Origin of the sequence: Flavobacterium sp. H122, assembly GCF_004959765.1 — a bacterium.
In the GTDB taxonomy this organism is placed as follows: Bacteria; Bacteroidota; Bacteroidia; order Flavobacteriales; family Flavobacteriaceae; genus Flavobacterium.
Map to the genome: position 1 here is coordinate 1 of NZ_SJZD01000045.1, position 347 is coordinate 347.

1 protein-coding gene is annotated in these 347 nt (G+C 34.6%); it reads left to right on the forward strand.

Annotated elements, in window-relative coordinates:
• Nucleotides 1-347, forward strand: a 347-nt coding sequence (locus tag EZM65_RS15395) for an acyl carrier protein (protein ID WP_136669447.1), incomplete at both ends; no start/stop codon positions are given.

The window sequence follows — 347 nt, forward strand, 5'->3', positions numbered from 1 at the left end:
ATTCGAATCAGGGCATTGTGGCTTTTGGGAAAGCGAGTAAAATAGTCAATATACTTTTAAAAGAAGAAACAAAAATAGAGAAACCTTTAAATGTATTAGTTCCAATCGGAGATGAACTGAGCAAGTTGAAAGCGGCATCAATAAGCTACATCAGAGGACTGTTATGCAAAGAATTAAGACTGCCGGAAGATAGACTAGAGTTAGACGCTCCTTTTGAAAAGTACGGAATAGATTCGATATTGATTAGTAAATTAACGAACCGTTTAGAGGAGGTTTTTGGTCAGATTCCAAAGACGTTATTTTTTGAGTATCAAACATTAGGAGAACTTGTAGAGTATTTTATAGAA